This window comes from Faecalimonas nexilis (assembly GCF_059731825.1).
Genome location: NZ_AP029189.1, coordinates 3,426,155 through 3,443,159, shown reverse-complemented (window position 1 = coordinate 3,443,159; position 17,005 = coordinate 3,426,155). Strand labels below are relative to the sequence as shown.

Annotated in this window: 17 protein-coding genes; all 17 read left to right on the top strand. The window is 34.2% G+C overall.

What is annotated here, in order from left to right:
- The first annotated feature begins 124 nt into the window (after window positions 1-124).
- The 17 genes from AC6I5B_RS17040 (at window position 125) to AC6I5B_RS16960 (ending at window position 16,988) form a co-directional block, all read left to right on the top strand.
- On the top strand, window positions 125-1,051 hold the full coding sequence (locus AC6I5B_RS17040) for a nucleotidyltransferase family protein (RefSeq protein ID WP_004612964.1): 927 nt from the start codon (window positions 125-127) through the stop codon (window positions 1,049-1,051).
- Window positions 1,051-2,166: a phosphotransferase enzyme family protein gene (locus AC6I5B_RS17035; protein ID WP_270608944.1), complete on the top strand. Its 1,116-nt coding sequence runs from the start codon at window positions 1,051-1,053 to the stop codon at window positions 2,164-2,166. Before AC6I5B_RS17040 ends, AC6I5B_RS17035 begins: the two co-directional genes overlap by 1 nt.
- 116 nt (window positions 2,167-2,282) lie before the next feature.
- Complete coding sequence (galE, locus tag AC6I5B_RS17030; RefSeq protein ID WP_270608945.1) at window positions 2,283-3,299, top strand: UDP-glucose 4-epimerase GalE; 1,017 nt, start codon at window positions 2,283-2,285, stop codon at window positions 3,297-3,299.
- A gap of 382 nt (window positions 3,300-3,681) precedes the next feature.
- Window positions 3,682-4,128, top strand: coding sequence for a hypothetical protein (locus AC6I5B_RS17025; protein WP_497773488.1), 447 nt, complete (start codon window positions 3,682-3,684; stop codon window positions 4,126-4,128).
- Between the two features lie 23 nt (window positions 4,129-4,151).
- A complete protein-coding gene (locus tag AC6I5B_RS17020; protein ID WP_497773487.1) occupies window positions 4,152-4,691 on the top strand; it encodes a signal peptidase I in 540 nt (179 codons plus the stop codon).
- A gap of 676 nt (window positions 4,692-5,367) precedes the next feature.
- Complete coding sequence (locus AC6I5B_RS17015) at window positions 5,368-5,499, top strand: hypothetical protein (RefSeq protein WP_497773486.1); 132 nt, start codon at window positions 5,368-5,370, stop codon at window positions 5,497-5,499.
- Between the two features lie 185 nt (window positions 5,500-5,684).
- Window positions 5,685-7,136 (top strand): sugar transferase, encoded by a 1,452-nt coding sequence (locus AC6I5B_RS17010; protein WP_497773485.1) that lies wholly within the window; start codon window positions 5,685-5,687, stop codon window positions 7,134-7,136.
- Window positions 7,137-7,225: 89 nt separating this feature from the next.
- Window positions 7,226-8,227 (top strand): GHMP family kinase ATP-binding protein, encoded by a 1,002-nt coding sequence (locus AC6I5B_RS17005; protein WP_117788107.1) that lies wholly within the window; start codon window positions 7,226-7,228, stop codon window positions 8,225-8,227.
- Window positions 8,228-8,240: 13 nt separating this feature from the next.
- Window positions 8,241-9,527: a D-glycero-beta-D-manno-heptose 1,7-bisphosphate 7-phosphatase gene (gene gmhB / locus AC6I5B_RS17000; RefSeq protein WP_497773484.1), complete on the top strand. Its 1,287-nt coding sequence runs from the start codon at window positions 8,241-8,243 to the stop codon at window positions 9,525-9,527.
- 24 nt (window positions 9,528-9,551) lie between these two features.
- Window positions 9,552-10,205, top strand: coding sequence for a D-sedoheptulose-7-phosphate isomerase (locus AC6I5B_RS16995; protein ID WP_497773483.1), 654 nt, complete (start codon window positions 9,552-9,554; stop codon window positions 10,203-10,205).
- Between the two features lie 16 nt (window positions 10,206-10,221).
- Entirely contained in the window at window positions 10,222-10,962 is a 741-nt protein-coding gene (locus AC6I5B_RS16990; RefSeq protein ID WP_497773482.1) for a WecB/TagA/CpsF family glycosyltransferase, read from the top strand.
- A gap of 57 nt (window positions 10,963-11,019) precedes the next feature.
- Window positions 11,020-12,096, top strand: coding sequence for a glycosyltransferase family 4 protein (locus tag AC6I5B_RS16985; protein ID WP_497773481.1), 1,077 nt, complete (start codon window positions 11,020-11,022; stop codon window positions 12,094-12,096).
- The gene (locus AC6I5B_RS16980) at window positions 12,093-12,629 is read left to right on the top strand and encodes an acyltransferase (protein WP_497773480.1); all 537 of its coding nucleotides are present in this window, start codon (window positions 12,093-12,095) and stop codon (window positions 12,627-12,629) included. Before AC6I5B_RS16985 ends, AC6I5B_RS16980 begins: the two co-directional genes overlap by 4 nt.
- Window positions 12,626-13,810: an O-antigen ligase family protein gene (locus AC6I5B_RS16975; protein WP_497773479.1), complete on the top strand. Its 1,185-nt coding sequence runs from the start codon at window positions 12,626-12,628 to the stop codon at window positions 13,808-13,810. Before AC6I5B_RS16980 ends, AC6I5B_RS16975 begins: the two co-directional genes overlap by 4 nt.
- A gap of 15 nt (window positions 13,811-13,825) precedes the next feature.
- On the top strand, window positions 13,826-14,605 hold the full coding sequence (locus AC6I5B_RS16970) for a DUF4422 domain-containing protein (RefSeq protein ID WP_497773478.1): 780 nt from the start codon (window positions 13,826-13,828) through the stop codon (window positions 14,603-14,605).
- 48 nt (window positions 14,606-14,653) lie between these two features.
- Entirely contained in the window at window positions 14,654-15,787 is a 1,134-nt protein-coding gene (locus tag AC6I5B_RS16965; protein ID WP_497773477.1) for a polysaccharide pyruvyl transferase family protein, read from the top strand.
- On the top strand, window positions 15,780-16,988 hold the full coding sequence (locus AC6I5B_RS16960) for a Coenzyme F420 hydrogenase/dehydrogenase, beta subunit C-terminal domain (protein ID WP_497773476.1): 1,209 nt from the start codon (window positions 15,780-15,782) through the stop codon (window positions 16,986-16,988). The genes AC6I5B_RS16965 and AC6I5B_RS16960 overlap by 8 nt, the downstream gene beginning before the upstream one ends.
- The last annotated feature ends 17 nt before the right edge of the window (window positions 16,989-17,005 follow it).

The window sequence follows — 17,005 nt, the reverse complement described above, 5'->3', positions numbered from 1 at the left end:
ATTCTAGAATGCAAAGAAAAAGTGTAAATAATACAAACATAGAGATTAATCAGATAAAGATTTTTAAAGACATTTGTACTAGAATAAAAGATAGAAAAGAAATTGGGGTTTGGAGGTCTTAATCATGAAAAAACCAGTATTAGTAATTATGGCAGCAGGAATGGGAAGCAGATATGGCGGATTAAAACAGATTGATCCGGTGGACGAGCAAGGTCATATCATTATGGATTTCTCAATCTATGATGCAAAAAAAGCGGGATTTGAAAAAGTAGTATTTATCATTAAAAAAGAAAATGAGGCTGATTTTAAAGAGGCTGTCGGAAAACGTATGGAAGAAGTAATGGAAGTGTCTTATGTATTCCAGGATTTACATAACTTGCCGGAAGGATATGAAGTGCCTGAAGGACGTGTGAAACCATGGGGAACAGCACATGCAGTATTCAGCTGTATCGATGAGATTGACGGACCTTTCGCAGTAATCAATGCAGATGATTACTATGGAAGAGATGCATTCCAGAAAATTTATGACTATCTGTCAACACACGAAGACGATGATAAATTCCGTTACACAATGGTAGGTTATCAATTAGAAAATACATTGACTGAGAACGGTCATGTGGCACGTGGTGTCTGCACGATGAATGAAGCCGGAGAACTTGTGAGCGTTGTGGAAAGAACACGCATCGAGAAAAAAGGAGACGGAGCGGCGTACACAGAAGATGAAGGAGAGACATGGACAGAACTTCCAAAAGGAAGCATTGTTTCTATGAATATGTGGGGATTCACAGCAAGCATCCTTCAGGAGATTAAGAACGGATTTACAGCATTTTTAGATGAAGGACTTAAGACAAATCCTTTGAAATGTGAATACTTCCTTCCGACAGTTGTAAGTAATCTGCTTGCAGAAGACCGTGCAACAGTGGCAGTTCTGACATCAGCAGACAAATGGTACGGAGTGACATATAAAGAAGATAAACCGGTTGTAGTGAATGCGATTAAAAATATGAAAGAATCAGGTTTGTATCCAGAGAACCTGTGGGGAGAAAAATAATGGGAAGAATTTCAGATAGACAAATAGATGAAGCAATTGCAAATTTTAGATTTGAAGGGACATTGATTGAACAAAGACCATATGGAAACGGACACATCAATGATACATTCCTTTTGACATTTGATATCGGGGAGATGGGAAGACTGCGCGTGATCTTACAGTGCATGAACAAATCCATTTTTACAAAACCGGTAGAACTTATGGAGAATGTTTTAGGAGTGACTTCTTATCTGCGCAAAAAGATTATCGAGAACGGTGGAGACCCGGAAAGAGAGACTTTGAACGTAATTCGCACTGTAGCAAACAGACCATATTTTGTGGATTCACAGGGAGATTACTGGAGAGCATATAAATTCATCGAAGGGGCAACAAGCTATGATCAGGTAGAGACACCGGAAGATTTCTATCAGAGCGCAGTTTCATTTGGTAATTTCCAAAGACTGCTCGCAGACTATCCGGCAGAGACACTTCACGAGACGATTGTAGGTTTCCATGATACAAAAGCAAGATTTGCTACATTCAAGAAAGCGGTAGAAGAAGATGTGTGCGGACGTGTAGCATCTGTACAGAAAGAAATCGATTTTGTACTTGCACATGAAGACGTTGCAAATGTATTCGGAGATATGCTTGCAAATGGAGAACTTCCACTTCGTGTTACTCACAATGACACAAAATTGAATAACATCATGATTGATGACAAGACAGGAAAAGGTATCTGTGTGATCGACTTAGACACTGTTATGCCGGGACTTGCAATGAATGACTTTGGTGATTCTATCCGTTTTGGTGCAAGCACAGCAGCAGAAGACGAGCAGGATCTTTCAAAAGTATCTTGTGATATGGAATTGTTTGATGTGTATGCAAAAGGTTTCATTGAAGGATGCGGCGGCAAATTGACACAGAAAGAAATTGAAATGATGCCGATGGGAGCAAAAGTAATGACATTTGAATGTGGTATGAGATTCCTTACTGACCACCTTCAGGGAGATACATACTTTAAGATCCACAGAGAGAACCATAACCTTGACAGATGTCGTACACAGTTTAAACTGGTAGAAGACATGGAAGCAAAATGGGATACAATGCAGGAAATCATTAAAAAATACAATTCATAACAGAAAAAATGTTTTGAAACAAAATAGTTGTATATATTAGAGTGAAGTATTATAATAAAGGGCGGGAGAAAAACTCTCGTCCTTGTTAACAAGATGATTAGAAGGAGGATACAATTATGACGATTTTAGTAACAGGTGGAGCAGGATATATCGGAAGCCATACATGTATTGAACTGATCAGTGCAGGATATGATGTGGTTGTAGTAGACAATTTATGTAATTCTTGTAAAGAAGCGTTAGACCGTGTGGAAAAGATTGTCGGAAAGACAATTAAGTTCTATGAAGCAGATATTCGTGATGCAGAAGCGATGAAAAATATCTTTGAGAAAGAAGAGATTGATGCAGTAATTCATTTTGCAGGATTGAAATCAGTAGGTGAATCTGTAGCGAAACCATTAGAATATTATGATAACAATATTGCAGGAACTTTGGTGCTTTGTGATGCGATGAGAAATGCAGGCGTGAAGAACATTATCTTCAGCTCTTCTGCAACAGTTTATGGAGATCCTGCATTTGTACCGATCACAGAAGAATGCCCAAAAGGACAGTGCACAAATCCATACGGATGGTCAAAATCAATGCTGGAACAGATTTTAACAGATCTTCATACAGCAGATTCAGAATGGAACGTAGTATTACTTCGTTACTTCAATCCAGTTGGAGCACATAAGAGCGGAACAATCGGAGAGAATCCAAAAGGAATCCCCAACAACTTAATGCCATACATCACACAGGTAGCGGTTGGCAAATTGGAATGCCTTGGAGTGTTCGGTGATGATTATGATACACCGGATGGAACAGGGGTACGTGATTACATCCACGTAGTAGACCTTGCGCTTGGACACGTAAAAGCTTTGAAGAAGATTGAAGAAAAAGCAGGAGTGAAAGTTTACAATCTTGGAACAGGAAACGGATACTCTGTACTTGATATGGTAAAAGCATTCGGAAAAGCATGCGGAAAAGAGATTCCATATCAGATCAAGGCGAGAAGACCTGGCGATATTGCATCATGTTATGCAGACCCAACAAAAGCGAAAGAAGAACTTGGCTGGGTAGCAGAAAGAGGACTTGATGAGATGTGCGAGGATTCTTGGAGATGGCAGTCAAATAATCCGGAAGGATATGCAGAATAAAATGTGAGACACCACGCGGTTTGAACCGACCCCCAAAAGTCTAACTTTTGGGGGTCACCTCAGTTGCGTGGTGTTTTATATTCTATGCAAGGAATCTGCATCCTGTGTAATAAAAGATGCTTTGCAAGGAGCACTTTAAAAGTTCTTGCAAGCCAGAGAGTTCAATGATATGATGAAAAAAAGCATTATATTTTCTATTTATTCTAACCGGTTCTAACCGGAATCTAGTACATTTCATATAGCGGATTTTAGAAAAATCCGTCCTTTCAGAAAATTCATGCTTTCAATTCACAAATTTTACAAGCAGGAGTTTTCGAGGAAGGAAATCTCCTGAACAATTTCATAAGAGGAGGTTTTATACGGAAACGTCGGCGACAGACCGATGGTTGCCTACCACTATATTGAAGGTTATCAGCCACAGGCTTACAACCTGACAAAGACCTTGAGCAAGAATGAAGCAGAAAATGTATTTACATTCGTATATGAGCCGGTTCCGGAGGATACGGTGACAACTGAGACGGAAGTGATCACAAGACCGGACGGAACGACAGGAACCGCAGGCGGCAATGCCGGACAAAATGCGGGAACAACAACCGGTGGAAATACAGCAAACGGAGACACGCAGGGCACAACAGAAGTTCCGGACGAGGATGTTCCACAAAATGTAGTAGATTTGGACGATGAAGATGTGCCTTTGGACAACAAAGATCTGGATCGTCCGGGAAGCACAACAAACTGTATTCCAATCTATGCAACAATCGCAGTGGCAGCAGCAACTGCATTGGCGGCAGCCGGATTTGTATATGTGAAACGATTTAAAAAGAAATAAGACATTCTAAAGGGAGAGACCAGATGAAAAAACCAATTGCAGCGACGGTGTGCAGTGTCGTGGGAACAATTCTTCTGGCGCTTGTCATTGTCGTATGTATTCCGCTGACAGTTCCGCGGATTGCGGGGTATCAGATCTACACAGTGATCAGTGGAAGTATGGAGCCGGAAATTCCGACAGGCAGCCTTGTATATGTAAAAAATACGGCTCCGTCCGGAATCGAAAAAGGTGATGTGATTGCATTTTACGGCTCTTTAGAGAATGGTTCAATCATCACGCACCGTGTTGTGTCCAACAACAGTGTATCCGGTGAGTTTGTCACCAAAGGGGATGCGAATGCAAAAGAGGATATGGAGCCGGTAAGCTATGAGAACTTCCTTGGGAAAGTCACTTTGAGTGTGCCGATGCTTGGCGGAATACTGGCGGCGGTTGTTACTGTTCCGGGAAAAATCGCAGCGGGGAGTATGATTTTGCTGGCGCTGGTGTTACATGTGATTGCCGGGAAACTGAAAGGGAGTTCGGAAGAGGACACTTTAGAGCTGAGAGATGATGGTAATCATTGACAATAGTTTCTCGGTATGGTATCCTAAAGGAGAAAATTGTCGAATACAGTCGGTACCGTAGGGGATAAGTATTTGATAGAATCTTTTTGTCTTAGGACAGAAAGGTTCTTTGTATATGGTGGGACTGATTTTTGCATAAATATGAAGTCATACATATGAGAACGTGCATCTGCAGAACTGACATCATTGACTAGAAATAAAAGCACAATCTTCCGCATTTGTATCGGAAATTGTGCTTTTTTTGTGGCAAAACAGAGGGTGGAAAGGTTTGATTTGACATCATATTAAATTTTTATTAAAATTACAATTAGCGAGAAATGACGTGGTGCGTAATCAAGATGTGATTGAATAAAAATAAGTTGCCAACTATAAAAAGTGAGCTGATAATAGAGGCAATACAGATTTTTAATTGCATTTTGAAAGAAGTCATAAGATATTCTCCTTTTTTGAGAGTGTTTTGTTTGTTAGTTATAATATTAAGGTATGCGAGAGGAGAGGGAAATATTCATGATGATGCAAAAAAACATCTAAAAAATCATCAAAAACAAGTTTGGAATCTGAAAAGGAACATTTTTCCAGAACTGTGTTGCTGTTTTTTGATTTAGCAGCTATTTTGCTTAGTTTTTTTACAGCAAATTATATTCGATATCGTGATATTTGGCAGACGGAGTTTCCAATGGATGGAAGAATACCGTTGTTGCTGTTATTGTTCTTTTATAGTGTGATTTATCTGATCAAGAGTTCTACAAAAGAGTTCTATCAAAGAGGTCCGTGGGAAGAAATGATTATTGTGCTTTGCCTGCCCTGATAATTGGGTTATGTGCTGGGCATAGATTGTTTCTTAGTAGTATTGAATGTAATATACAAAGTTCTGTGAAAGACTGTGTATTTTCTTATAAAAAGTCTTTGTTCGTTGGTAAGTCAGAGGATTGTAGCAGTTAGTTGAAAACGAACGTAATGGGATCTGAAAAATGAGTAAAGGGGAAAGAAAGTATGTATAGAAAAGATTCTACAGGATGGATAAAACATGTGGATTTTATCATCTTGGACTTGATCTGCTTGCAGGTGGCGTTCGTTCTGGCGTATGTGTTAAGCGGATATGGAGCTAATCCATACCAGCTAATTCTTTACAGAAATATGGCTGTCTTTATGGAAGTAGCAGATTTGGTAGTGCTGTTTGCAATGGGAACATTGAAAAACGTTTTGAAAAGAGGGTACTATAAAGATTTTGTTGTAACAGCACAGCATGGAGTAATTCTTGGAGCATGTTTATTGCTTTATTTGTTTATGCTTCAGGAAGGACAGCAATATTCCAGACTGGCATTGATACTGAATATCGTTATCCATATTCTACTTACTTATCTGGTAAGAGAGCTGTGGAAACATTTACTTAGAAAGAAAATGGAAGATGGTGAAAATCGTTCATTACTTCTTGTTGTTTCAGCAGATGTAGTGAGTGCAGTAGTAGAGAGCATGAAAGAGCATAATTATGCCCGGTATAAGATTGCTGGAATTGCTGTGATAGATAAGGAAATGACAGGAAAGTATATTGATGGTGTGAAAGTAGTAGCAAATATGGAAAATGCTGCTGAATATGTCTGCAAAGAATGGATTGATGAAGTTCTGATTGTGACATCCGGTGTAGTTCCATATCCAAAAGAACTGATCGAGCAGTTTACGGAAACCGGAGTAACAGTACACCTAAATCTTGCAAAGGTACAAAGCGTGCCGGGGAAAAAACAGTTTGTAGAAAAAGTTGGAGATTATACAGTACTGACTACCAGTATTAACTATGCATCTACAAGAGATCTGATGTTGAAACGACTGATGGATATTGCCGGAGGGCTGGTAGGATGTTTGATTACCGGAATCTTATTTATATTTGTTGCTCCAGCAATTTACATAGCATCACCGGGACCGATTTTCTTTGCACAGGAACGTGTAGGAAAGAATGGAAAGAGATTCAAAATGTATAAGTTCCGAAGCATGTATATGGATGCAGAAGAACGTAAGGCTGAACTGATGAAAGATAACAAACTGGGTGATGAAAAGATGTTCAAATTGGATTTTGACCCACGAGTTATTGGAAATAAGATTCTTCCAGATGGAACACATAAGACTGGAATCGGTGATTTTATCAGACGAACAAGTTTAGATGAATTTCCGCAATTCTTTAACGTATTACGTGGCGATATGTCGATTATAGGTACTCGCCCACCCCTTATTTCTGAAACAAATTTGTATGAGCTTCACCATCGTGCAAGATTGGCAATTAAGCCTGGAATCACTGGCATGTGGCAGGTAAGCGGACGAAGTGATATTACCGATTTTGAAGAAGTCGTTCGTCTTGATAAAGAGTATATCACAAATTGGAACATTGGGCTAGATATAAAAATATTACTGAAGACAATATTGGTTGTATTTAGAAAAGATGGTTCTATGTAGTTGAGGATAAAACTATACAGCTTGTTAAAACAAGCTGTATAGAAAAATAAATTAGATAAGTTATAAATATAATAAAAAGGAGAATTAAAATGATTATTACAAAAACACCTTTTAGAATGTCCTTTTTTGGTGGAGGAACCGATATGCCATCATTTTTTCGGGAAAATGGAGGTTCCGTGTTATCAACAACATTTGACAAATATTGTTATGTAAATGTACGCCATTTACCACGCTTTTTTGATTATTCAACGGAACTTTCTTATTCAAAAACAGAAAGAGTAACTAAAATAGAAGATATTCAGCATCCGGCAATCAAAAATGCAATGAAGTTTTTGGATATGCATGAAATTCGTTTAACATATGAGGCTGATTTACCTGCTCGTTCTGGCTTGGGAACAAGTAGTTCTTTTGCAGTAGGTATGTTAAATGCTTTTTATGCTTTAAAAGGAAAATATGCTGATAAGAAAAAACTGGCAGATGAAGCAATTTATTTGGAAAGAGAGCTTTGTCAGGAAGCTGGTGGTTGGCAAGACCAGATAGCAGCATCATTTGGAGGTTTTAATCGTATTAACTTTACAGATGAAGGCTATGATGTGCTTCCGTTAATTATTTCGCCAGAAAGAAAAAAACAACTTAATCAGAATTTGATGATGTTTTTTACTGGTTTTACACGTTTTTCATCAGATGTTCAGAAAGCAAATGCAGCAGGAAAAGTAGACAAGACAGCACAGCTTAAAGAAATGCTTTCTTTAGTAGATGATGCGGAAAAGGTATTAACAGATAAAACAGTCGATTTAGATGAATTTGGACGAATGTTAGATCATACATGGAAATTAAAAAGACAAACAGGAAATGCAGTTTCTACAAGTAATATAGATATTCTGTATGAAAAAGGAATCAAAGCTGGTGCATTAGGAGGAAAATTACTTGGTGCAGGCGGAGGCGGTTTCTTAGTATTTTATGTGCAACCAGAAAAACAAGCAGAAGTTAGAGAAGCAATGAAGGAATTAATGTATATTCCATTTTCTTTTGAAGATGGAGGGACAAGAGTTATTCATTACACTCCAGAATCATATGAACCATTAGTGTAAGGAGAAATATAACATGAAAGTTGTAATTATGGCTGGTGGAAAGGGAACAAGAATCTCTTCAGTTGCCAGTGATATTCCAAAACCTATGATCAAAATAGAAGGCAAACCTGTTTTAGAACATGAAATTGAATGTTTAAGAGATCAAGGATTTAAAGATATTATTCTCACTGTGAGTCATTTGGGTAATATAATAATGGATTATTTTGGTGATGGAAGTGGTATTTCACCAGTAACAGGTAAAAGTTTTGGAGTGAATATTGAATACTATTTTGAAAAAGAGCCATTAGGAAATGCAGGAGCTTTATTCAAGATTAAAGATAAGCTGACAGAAGATTTTCTACTTTTAAATGCAGATGCTATGTTTAATGTGGACTTTAATCGTTTTGTTGAATTCCATAAATCCCATGGTGGATTGGTTACTTTATTTACTCATCCTAATAGTCATCCGTATGATAGTGGACTGATTATAGCAAATGAAAATGGTATTGTACAGAAGTGGCTGGCAAAAGAAGATGAAAGACCATTGTATTATAAAAACAGAGTAAACGCTGGCCTTCATGTGATGTCACCGGAAATTTTGAAACAAAATATTGATACTCCTAAAATTGATTTAGATAGACAGCTTTTAAAACCTTTATCCGGAACAGGCAAAATGTTTTGCTATGACAGCCCGGAATATGTAAAAGATATGGGAACACCAGACAGATACTATGCGGTGTGCGTGGATTTTAAAGCCGGAAATGTTCAAGGGAAAAACTTAAAGAATAAACAGAAAGCTATCTTCCTGGATAGAGATGGAACAATCAACAAGTATGTTGGATTTTTGAGAAATATAGATGCGTTTGAACTACTTGATGGTGTAGCGGAAGCAATAAAAAAAATTAATGAATCAGGATATTTGACGATTGTAGTGACAAATCAACCAGTGATTGCTCGTGGAGAAGTAAGCTTTGAGGAACTGGAAGAAATTCATAATAAAATGGAAACCTTATTAGGCAAAGCTGGTGCATATATAGATGGATTATATTATTGCCCACATCATCCACACAAAGGATATAAAGGAGAAAGACCCGAATTAAAGATAGAATGTGAATGTAGAAAACCGAAGCCAGGTATGCTTATAAAAGCAGCAGAAGATTTTAACATAGATTTAGAGAAATCTTGGATGATAGGTGACGGTGAAAATGATGTTCTGGCAGGAAAAAATGCTGGATGTAAAACAGTATTAATTGGTAGTCAGGATTATAAACAGGATTACACTGTTTCATCATTAAAAGAGTTTGTAGATAAAATGTTGTAATTGGTAAAAAGGAGTTTTAGAGTAATGAGAAAACTAGAAGAAAGATTACAGAAACATATTGATTTATTAGTAAAAAGATATCCTGTATTAAAAAGCATTGAACAGTCTATCATTGATGCGTATTTAGTCATGGAAGAATGTTACGAAAACGGTGGGAAACTGTTGATTGCAGGAAATGGTGGTTCGGCGGCGGACTCAGAGCATATAGCTGGTGAATTGATGAAAAGATTTAAAACTCCTCGTCCAGTTAAAAAGGAATTTGCAGATAAACTTATTGCGATTGATCCAGAAAGAGGAACACAACTCGCAAATAATCTGGAGTGTTCCTTGATGGCAATTCCATTGGTAGCACACGAAGCGTTAACTACTGCTTACATAAATGATGTAGATGGATTAGGAGTATTTGCGCAGCAGTTATTTGGATTTGGAAGAAAAGGAGATGTCTTTTTAGGAATTTCTACATCTGGGAATAGTAAAAATGTAATACCGGCTACGGTAGTTGCCAGAGCATTGGGAATTAAGGTGATTGGTCTTACTGGAGCAAATGGTGGAGAACTTGCAAAGGTAGCAGATGTTGCAGTTAAAGCCCCAGAGACAGAAACATATATGATTCAAGAGCTACATCTACCAATTTATCATTGTTGGTGTTTGATGCTTGAAGATAAATTCTTTGGTTAGGAATAAGGAAGAAAAAATGGAAAAACAAAAATTACTAAATACATATGTGAATAATGTAGATATGAATGAAACTCTTTCAGCAATTGACAATATGATTGAAAGTGGCGAAAAAAAGTATGTGGTTGCTATAAATGTGGATGTTGTTATGAAAATTGAGAATGATCCATATCTTAAAAAGATTACAGATAGTGCCGATATGGTATTAGTTGATGGAAAACCATTAGTTTGGATTTCAAAGCTTCATAAAAAACCTGTAAAGGCTAAAATATCTGGATCTGATTTAGTCCCATTATTATGTGCAGAAGCTGCTAGTAAGGGATATTCTTTATTTATTATTGGAGGTAAAGATGGTATTGCGGAAAAAGCAAAATTAAAATTGAAACAACAATATCCGGAAATAAATATTGTAGGAACTTATGCACCACCGTTTGGATTTGAGAAAGATGAAAAAGAATTAGGAAAAATTAATAATATGATTTCTGAAAAGAAGCCAGATTTATTAATTGCATGTTTTGGTTGTCCGAAACAGGAAAAATGGATTTATGAAAATTATCAAAAATACGATGCAAAGGTTTCGATTTGTGCAGGAGCAACAGTTGATTTTTTGGCTGGAAATGTTAATAGGGCGCCTAAATGGATGAGTGATCATGGATTAGAATGGTTTTATCGCTTTTTACAGGAACCAAAGAGAATGTTTAAAAGATATTTTGTTGATGATGTAAAAATATTGTCATTGATTTTTAAATATAAGGAATAGAACTTTATTTAGTTAGTGTATGAATGTAGATTAAATAAAAGTACGGGAGCAGGTAAAATGAAACACGAGAATAAAGAAAAAGTACTCATGTGTTGTTCAGAATTATCAGTTAAAGGTGGCATGGTATCTGTAGTTAAAAACTACTTGAACTACCCTGACTGGGACAACTATGAAATAGTATATATACCAACACATACAGAAAAAAATAAAATTATTGTTGCTGCATATTTTGCGATTGCATATATAAAGATTTTATGTACTGTATTAACAAAAAATATCAGAATTGCACACTTGCATACAGCAGAAAGAGGAAGCTTTTTTAGAAAAGCAATATTAGTTAGAACATTAAAAAAATTAGGTGTAAAAACTATTATGCATCATCATGCAGCTGAATTTGAAGAATTTTATGCACAGTTGTCAGATTCTAAAAAGAAATATGTAAAAGAAACTTTAGAGATGGCAGATCTGAATATTGTATTGAGTAAAAGGCTTGTTTCTATGATAACAAATAAGGCACCTAATGCAAAAGTTGAGGTGCTTTATAATGCTGTTCCAACATATAAAAATAATCCACGAAATAAAGAAGCTAAAAATGTTTTGTTTTTAGGCAGGTTAGGAAAAAGAAAAGGAACATATGATCTTTTACATGCTATTAAAAATATAGAAGAAGATTTACCAAATGATGTGAAATTTTATCTTTGCGGAGATGGAGACATTGAAGGAATAAATAAAGAAATTGATAAATTAAACATTTCTAAATGGATTGCACATGTTGGCTGGATTGACTCAAATGAAAAACAAGAAATATATAAGACCATAGCGATTAATGTACTTCCTTCTTACAATGAAGGGTTACCAATGTCTATATTAGAGACTATGGCATATGGAATTCCGAGTATTACAACTAATATTGCTTCTATTCCAGAAGTTGTTGTAGATGGAGTTAATGGTTTTTTAATTAATCCTGGCGATATAGATGCATTATCAGATAAGCTAAAAGTATTATTAAATGATAGTATGTTATGTAAAAGTATGGGGGATCAAGCCTATAAATTAATTACAGAAAACTTTGGATTATCTACACATATTTTTCACCTAAAACAAATGTATGCTAAAGTGTTGGAGAATGAATGATGTTTGGTAAAATAAGAGAATTGATTAAAAAAATATATTTGAAACGTTTAATTAATAGAGGATTAATTGTTGGAAAAGATTTTCAAATGGAAAAAGGATGCAACATTGATGCTAATTTTCCGTGGTTAATTGAAAGAGGAAATAATGTTACTTTGGCGTCATGGGTATATCTAGTTGCCCATGATGGAGCGTCAAAGAAACAAGTAGGATATTCAAGAGTTGGTAGAATAACTATAGGAAATAATGTTTTTATTGGTGCGAGGTCTATAGTTTTGCCAAATGTGAAAATAGGTGATAATTCAGTCGTAGGTGCTAATTCTGTAGTTACGAAAGATGTACCTTCAGGCGTTGTTGTTGCTGGAAATCCAGCGAAAAAAATTTTAACAATAGAGGAATACAAAAACAAATTAGAAGCTTCAATGAATAGTAGCCCTATATATGAATTTGAATATACTATATCAGGTGGTATAGATGATAAAAAGATGAAAAAAATGAAAAAAGAATTAACTCATACAGGGGGATTTGTTATATGATACAAATTAAACTATATCGAGTGTTAATTCAGTGTTTTATTTTATTTTCATTTACCACATTCACATATTCTTTATGGCCTAGTTTTTTTCCAATAAATCGAATACTTGGCTTTGTTATAATATTGATTGTTCTTCTTTTATATATAAAACAGGCTAAAAAGAAAGAAATTATGGTATTATTTTTGTCAGGCGGATTAGTATTAATAAATTTATTAATGAGTTCAATTGATAGAGGACAAAGCATCAATGATGCTATATATTGGATGATAGTAATTCTTTTATTGATGAAAATAGCTAATCCATATGTACGAGATAAACTTATTCAAGAACTTTTTTATTGCAAAAAATTAATTAAAGTTGTAGTTACGCTTAATAATATTGTTGTTATTTATAGTTTATTAACACCTAGTGGATACTCTACAGCATGGGGAGGTACATTTTTCAGAGGATTTGCATATTCAGAACATTCATTATCGTGTGCGTGTTGTATATCATTAGCATTAACATTAGTTTTTATTAAGGATTATAAAAATGTTTTTATTAAAATGGTATGGCTAATTCCGTGTTCAGTAGCAATTCTTCAATCTGGTGCTAGAACATATATTGTATCATTAGCTGTTATTTGGTACTTTTTTTATAGGTATTGTATTGAAAAATTTTCGGCAAAATTACTTATTTTACCGATTTTTGTTATTGTAGCATCATATTTTATTCTCAATTCCGGTTTCTTAGAAAAGATGACAACAAGTGCTACAAATGAATATTCATCATTAAATCCTATAGAAGCTTTTACTAATGGTAGAACTGCTTTTTGGGTTATTGATTTACATGCTTATTTAGAAGGAAACTTTTTAAATAAGCTTGTGGGTAATGGTTTTGATTACGTTTATTATATTAATAAAACTAGATATGGACTACAAATTTGGGCACATAATGATTTTGTCAATGTTTTATTATGTAATGGAATTATTGGAGTGTGGGTTTATTTTTACTCATACTTTTGCGTATTTAGAGAATCTTGGAGAAATATGAAGAAATTGGATGCAATATTGTTGAGCTTATTTTTATTGATTATTGCACTAATTAATGGATTATTCGTATACCAACATTATTTATATAGTTTCGTTATCATGTATCTCCTTGCAAGTAGTTTTAATAATAAAGAATTGGTTTATAGATAAGAGGTGAAATGATTTATGGCATTATTTACAATTACACACAAATACTTAAATAATTCGGAAATGATTGAAGGATTTCAATATTTATATGTAGGTGCATATCGACAGCCTGAAAGAAGAAAAAATTTTATTTATGATGATGTTGGTGATAATATATCTGAAAAAAACAGCAATTATTGTGAACTGACAGGTCTTTATTGGATTTGGAAAAATAGCAAAGATCCGTATGTGGGAATTTGTCATTATAGAAGATTCTTTACCAAGAATAGTTTATCACTTAGAAAAAAATATTTTTATACTCAAGATGAGCTTGAAAAAATGCTTGATAAAGTAGATTGCTTAGTAGCGGATAGATTATATGTTCAGGATGATACAATATATGAGCATTATGCTCGCTATCATTTTAAAAAAGATTTAGACATATTGGGTAAATTAATTGAAGAAGAATTTCCTGATTATGAGGATGCTTTTAAAGAAGCTTTTTCAAAAAATTATTTTTATCCTTGTAATATGATGTTTTGCAAAAAAGAATTATTTGATGACTACGCAAAATGGTTATTTGATTTAATGAAAAAATTCGAGTCATTGATTGATATTTCAGAATATTCAACTGATCAAGCAAGGATATTTGGATTTTTGACAGAACGTTTATTGAATGTATGGATAATAAAAAATAACCTAAAGATTAAGGAATTACCTATGATACAAACAGACAGCTCTTTAAAATTTAGAATACATATGATTCTTAATAAAATATTTAAATGTTCTGTTAAAGAAGGAAATAAATATTCAAAATAGAATTTTTTTGTATTATGGCATTGAAAGAAAATGGGAGATAGTTATTTTATGAAAAAAAAGATTGGTATTATTACATATCATTCCGCATATAACTTTGGTTCAGTACTTCAGGCATATGCAACTCAACAAATTTTAGAAACATTAGGATATGAAGCTACAATTCTCAATTATAGAATGAAGTCACAATATGAATATTATAGTATAATACATACTAAGCAAGGATTGAAAAGTTTTTTAAAGGACATGCTGCATTTACCTCAGATAAAACAATATATAGATCGGAAAAATAGATTTGAAAAATTTATTTCAAGCCTTAATTTAACTCATGAGTTTGCAGAACCAGATGAAGCGAAGAATTTTGAAAATCAATTTGATATATTCATAAGTGGTAGTGATCAAATTTGGAATAAACATTCCAATGAATTGGATTCAGTAGATTGGAGTTACATGGATCCATATTTGCTTACCTTTACAAATAAGAAAAAAATATCATATGCCTCTTCAATTGTTAATATGACTTCTGATGAATTAAAAATGATAGCAAGCAAAATTGCAGCATTTGATCATATAAGTTTTAGAGAAGCTGAATCATGCACTAGATTAATGGAAGTTGCTGGAATAAGTAGTGAAGCTGTTATTGATCCTACTTTATTATTAGAAAAGGATAATTGGATGCCCATAATGGGAAAGTTACCAGCAAATTTAAAAGGGAAAAAATATATATTATATTATGCATTAGATGGGGTTAAGAAAACAGCTGAAATTTTACCTAAACTCCAAAAATTTGCGGAAGATAGAAGATATATATTAGTAATGATAACTCCACTGGCATATTTTGTCGGAAATAAAAAAACTTATAATATGATAGAAGCAGGCCCTAAAGAGTTTTTGTCACTTATTTATAATGCGGAAGTTGTATTGACAAATTCGTATCATGGAACTTTATTTTCGATAAATTTAGGAGCAGAATTTTATACACTTCGAGATCCAAAAAGTAAAGATCAGAGAATAACAAGCATCCTTGATATGTTAGGATTATCTCATAGGATTGTTGCTTCTCCAGAAGATATAAAAAATAGGTCAGAAAAAATTGATTATGAGACAGTATGGAAAACAAGAAATATTTATAAAAATAAATCTTTAGAGTATTTAAAAAAATCGATTGGAGAAGCAGATGAATAACTTTGTAAAGAAGAAAATATGTACTACATTAGATTGTGTTGGATGTGGAGTATGTTCATCTGTTTGTACTCAAGGATGCATAAGTATGGAAGAAAACAATGAGGGCTTTTTATATCCAGTGATAGACATTGAAAAATGTATTAATTGTGGATTATGTGAGAAAAGATGTCCTCAAAATGTAGTTCATAATACGGAAATATCAAAATTTTATATGGCATGGCATAAAAATAGAGAAATACTTATGAAAAGTTCTTCAGGAGGAGTATTTTCTGCTTTAGCAAATTGGGTACTAGATCGAGACGGAATTGTAGTAGGAGCTATTTTTAATTCGAAAACAAGAGAAGTGTCTCATGAGTTAATAAATGGGTATAGGGAGCTAGATAAGTTAAGACTAAGTAAGTATTATCAAAGCAAAACTGCACATATTTTTCCAGTGGTAAGAGAACAAATAAAGCAGGGGAAATTAGTATTGTTTACAGGTACGGCTTGTCAAATTGCTGCGTTGAATAGTTTCTTGGGGAAATTAAATAAAAAAAACTTGATAACATTGGATGTCTTATGCCATGGTGTTGCAAGTAAAAAAGTGGTAGAAGAGTATATTAAATCAAAAGAAGAAGAGTATGGAAAAGAAATTATTGATTTCCGATTTAGAGTTAAAGAAGGCAAAGAAGGTTGGGAAGCTGGAAGTGGAACACGGATGAAATTATTCTTTGTGGATGGAACAAGTGTAACACAAGATAAATATACAGATACTTATTTTGTAGGATTTAACAGTAATATCTTTTTAAGAGAAAGTTGTTACAGATGCAAGTATTGTGGGCAGGAACGTATTTCTGATTTTACAGCAGCAGATTTTTGGGGAGTAACTGATAAGAGAGTAGGTAAACAACAGTTATATGATGGAGTTTCTGTATTATTGGTAAATACAGATAAAGCAAAAAGTATTTTACTAGATTTGTATGATGTAATGAATATTGAAGAAATCGACCCAATGGAAGCTATTCCATATAATAGAGCATTTGAAAAACCTAATAGTCGTCCAAAAGAGAGAAGTTCTTTTTTTGAGTTATTAGAAAAAAAAGGATTTGATGGGGCTGTAAAAAATATTAATTATCGTTATTATAGAAATATAATGATAAAAAAATTTTTAAAAAAAATGTTACCAAATGGAATCTATAAAAGTCTCATGAATAAAAGGTAATTATATTTGATTAAGAA

Excerpts from the sequence above, each read along its gene's own strand:
- AC6I5B_RS17040 (WP_004612964.1), top strand. The coding sequence starts at position 125 with ATGAAAAAACCAGTATTAGTAATTATGGCAGCAGGAATGGGAAGCAGA.
- AC6I5B_RS17035 (WP_270608944.1), top strand. The coding sequence starts at position 1,051 with ATGGGAAGAATTTCAGATAGACAAATAGATGAAGCAATTGCAAATTTT.
- galE (WP_270608945.1), top strand. The coding sequence starts at position 2,283 with ATGACGATTTTAGTAACAGGTGGAGCAGGATATATCGGAAGCCATACA.
- AC6I5B_RS17025 (WP_497773488.1), top strand. The coding sequence starts at position 3,682 with ATGGTTGCCTACCACTATATTGAAGGTTATCAGCCACAGGCTTACAAC.
- AC6I5B_RS17020 (WP_497773487.1), top strand. The coding sequence starts at position 4,152 with ATGAAAAAACCAATTGCAGCGACGGTGTGCAGTGTCGTGGGAACAATT.
- AC6I5B_RS17015 (WP_497773486.1), top strand. The coding sequence starts at position 5,368 with ATGGATGGAAGAATACCGTTGTTGCTGTTATTGTTCTTTTATAGTGTG.
- AC6I5B_RS17010 (WP_497773485.1), top strand. The coding sequence starts at position 5,685 with ATGTATAGAAAAGATTCTACAGGATGGATAAAACATGTGGATTTTATC.
- AC6I5B_RS17005 (WP_117788107.1), top strand. The coding sequence starts at position 7,226 with ATGATTATTACAAAAACACCTTTTAGAATGTCCTTTTTTGGTGGAGGA.
- gmhB (WP_497773484.1), top strand. The coding sequence starts at position 8,241 with ATGAAAGTTGTAATTATGGCTGGTGGAAAGGGAACAAGAATCTCTTCA.
- AC6I5B_RS16995 (WP_497773483.1), top strand. The coding sequence starts at position 9,552 with ATGAGAAAACTAGAAGAAAGATTACAGAAACATATTGATTTATTAGTA.
- AC6I5B_RS16990 (WP_497773482.1), top strand. The coding sequence starts at position 10,222 with ATGGAAAAACAAAAATTACTAAATACATATGTGAATAATGTAGATATG.
- AC6I5B_RS16985 (WP_497773481.1), top strand. The coding sequence starts at position 11,020 with ATGAAACACGAGAATAAAGAAAAAGTACTCATGTGTTGTTCAGAATTA.
- AC6I5B_RS16980 (WP_497773480.1), top strand. The coding sequence starts at position 12,093 with ATGATGTTTGGTAAAATAAGAGAATTGATTAAAAAAATATATTTGAAA.
- AC6I5B_RS16975 (WP_497773479.1), top strand. The coding sequence starts at position 12,626 with ATGATACAAATTAAACTATATCGAGTGTTAATTCAGTGTTTTATTTTA.
- AC6I5B_RS16970 (WP_497773478.1), top strand. The coding sequence starts at position 13,826 with ATGGCATTATTTACAATTACACACAAATACTTAAATAATTCGGAAATG.
- AC6I5B_RS16965 (WP_497773477.1), top strand. The coding sequence starts at position 14,654 with ATGAAAAAAAAGATTGGTATTATTACATATCATTCCGCATATAACTTT.
- AC6I5B_RS16960 (WP_497773476.1), top strand. The coding sequence starts at position 15,780 with ATGAATAACTTTGTAAAGAAGAAAATATGTACTACATTAGATTGTGTT.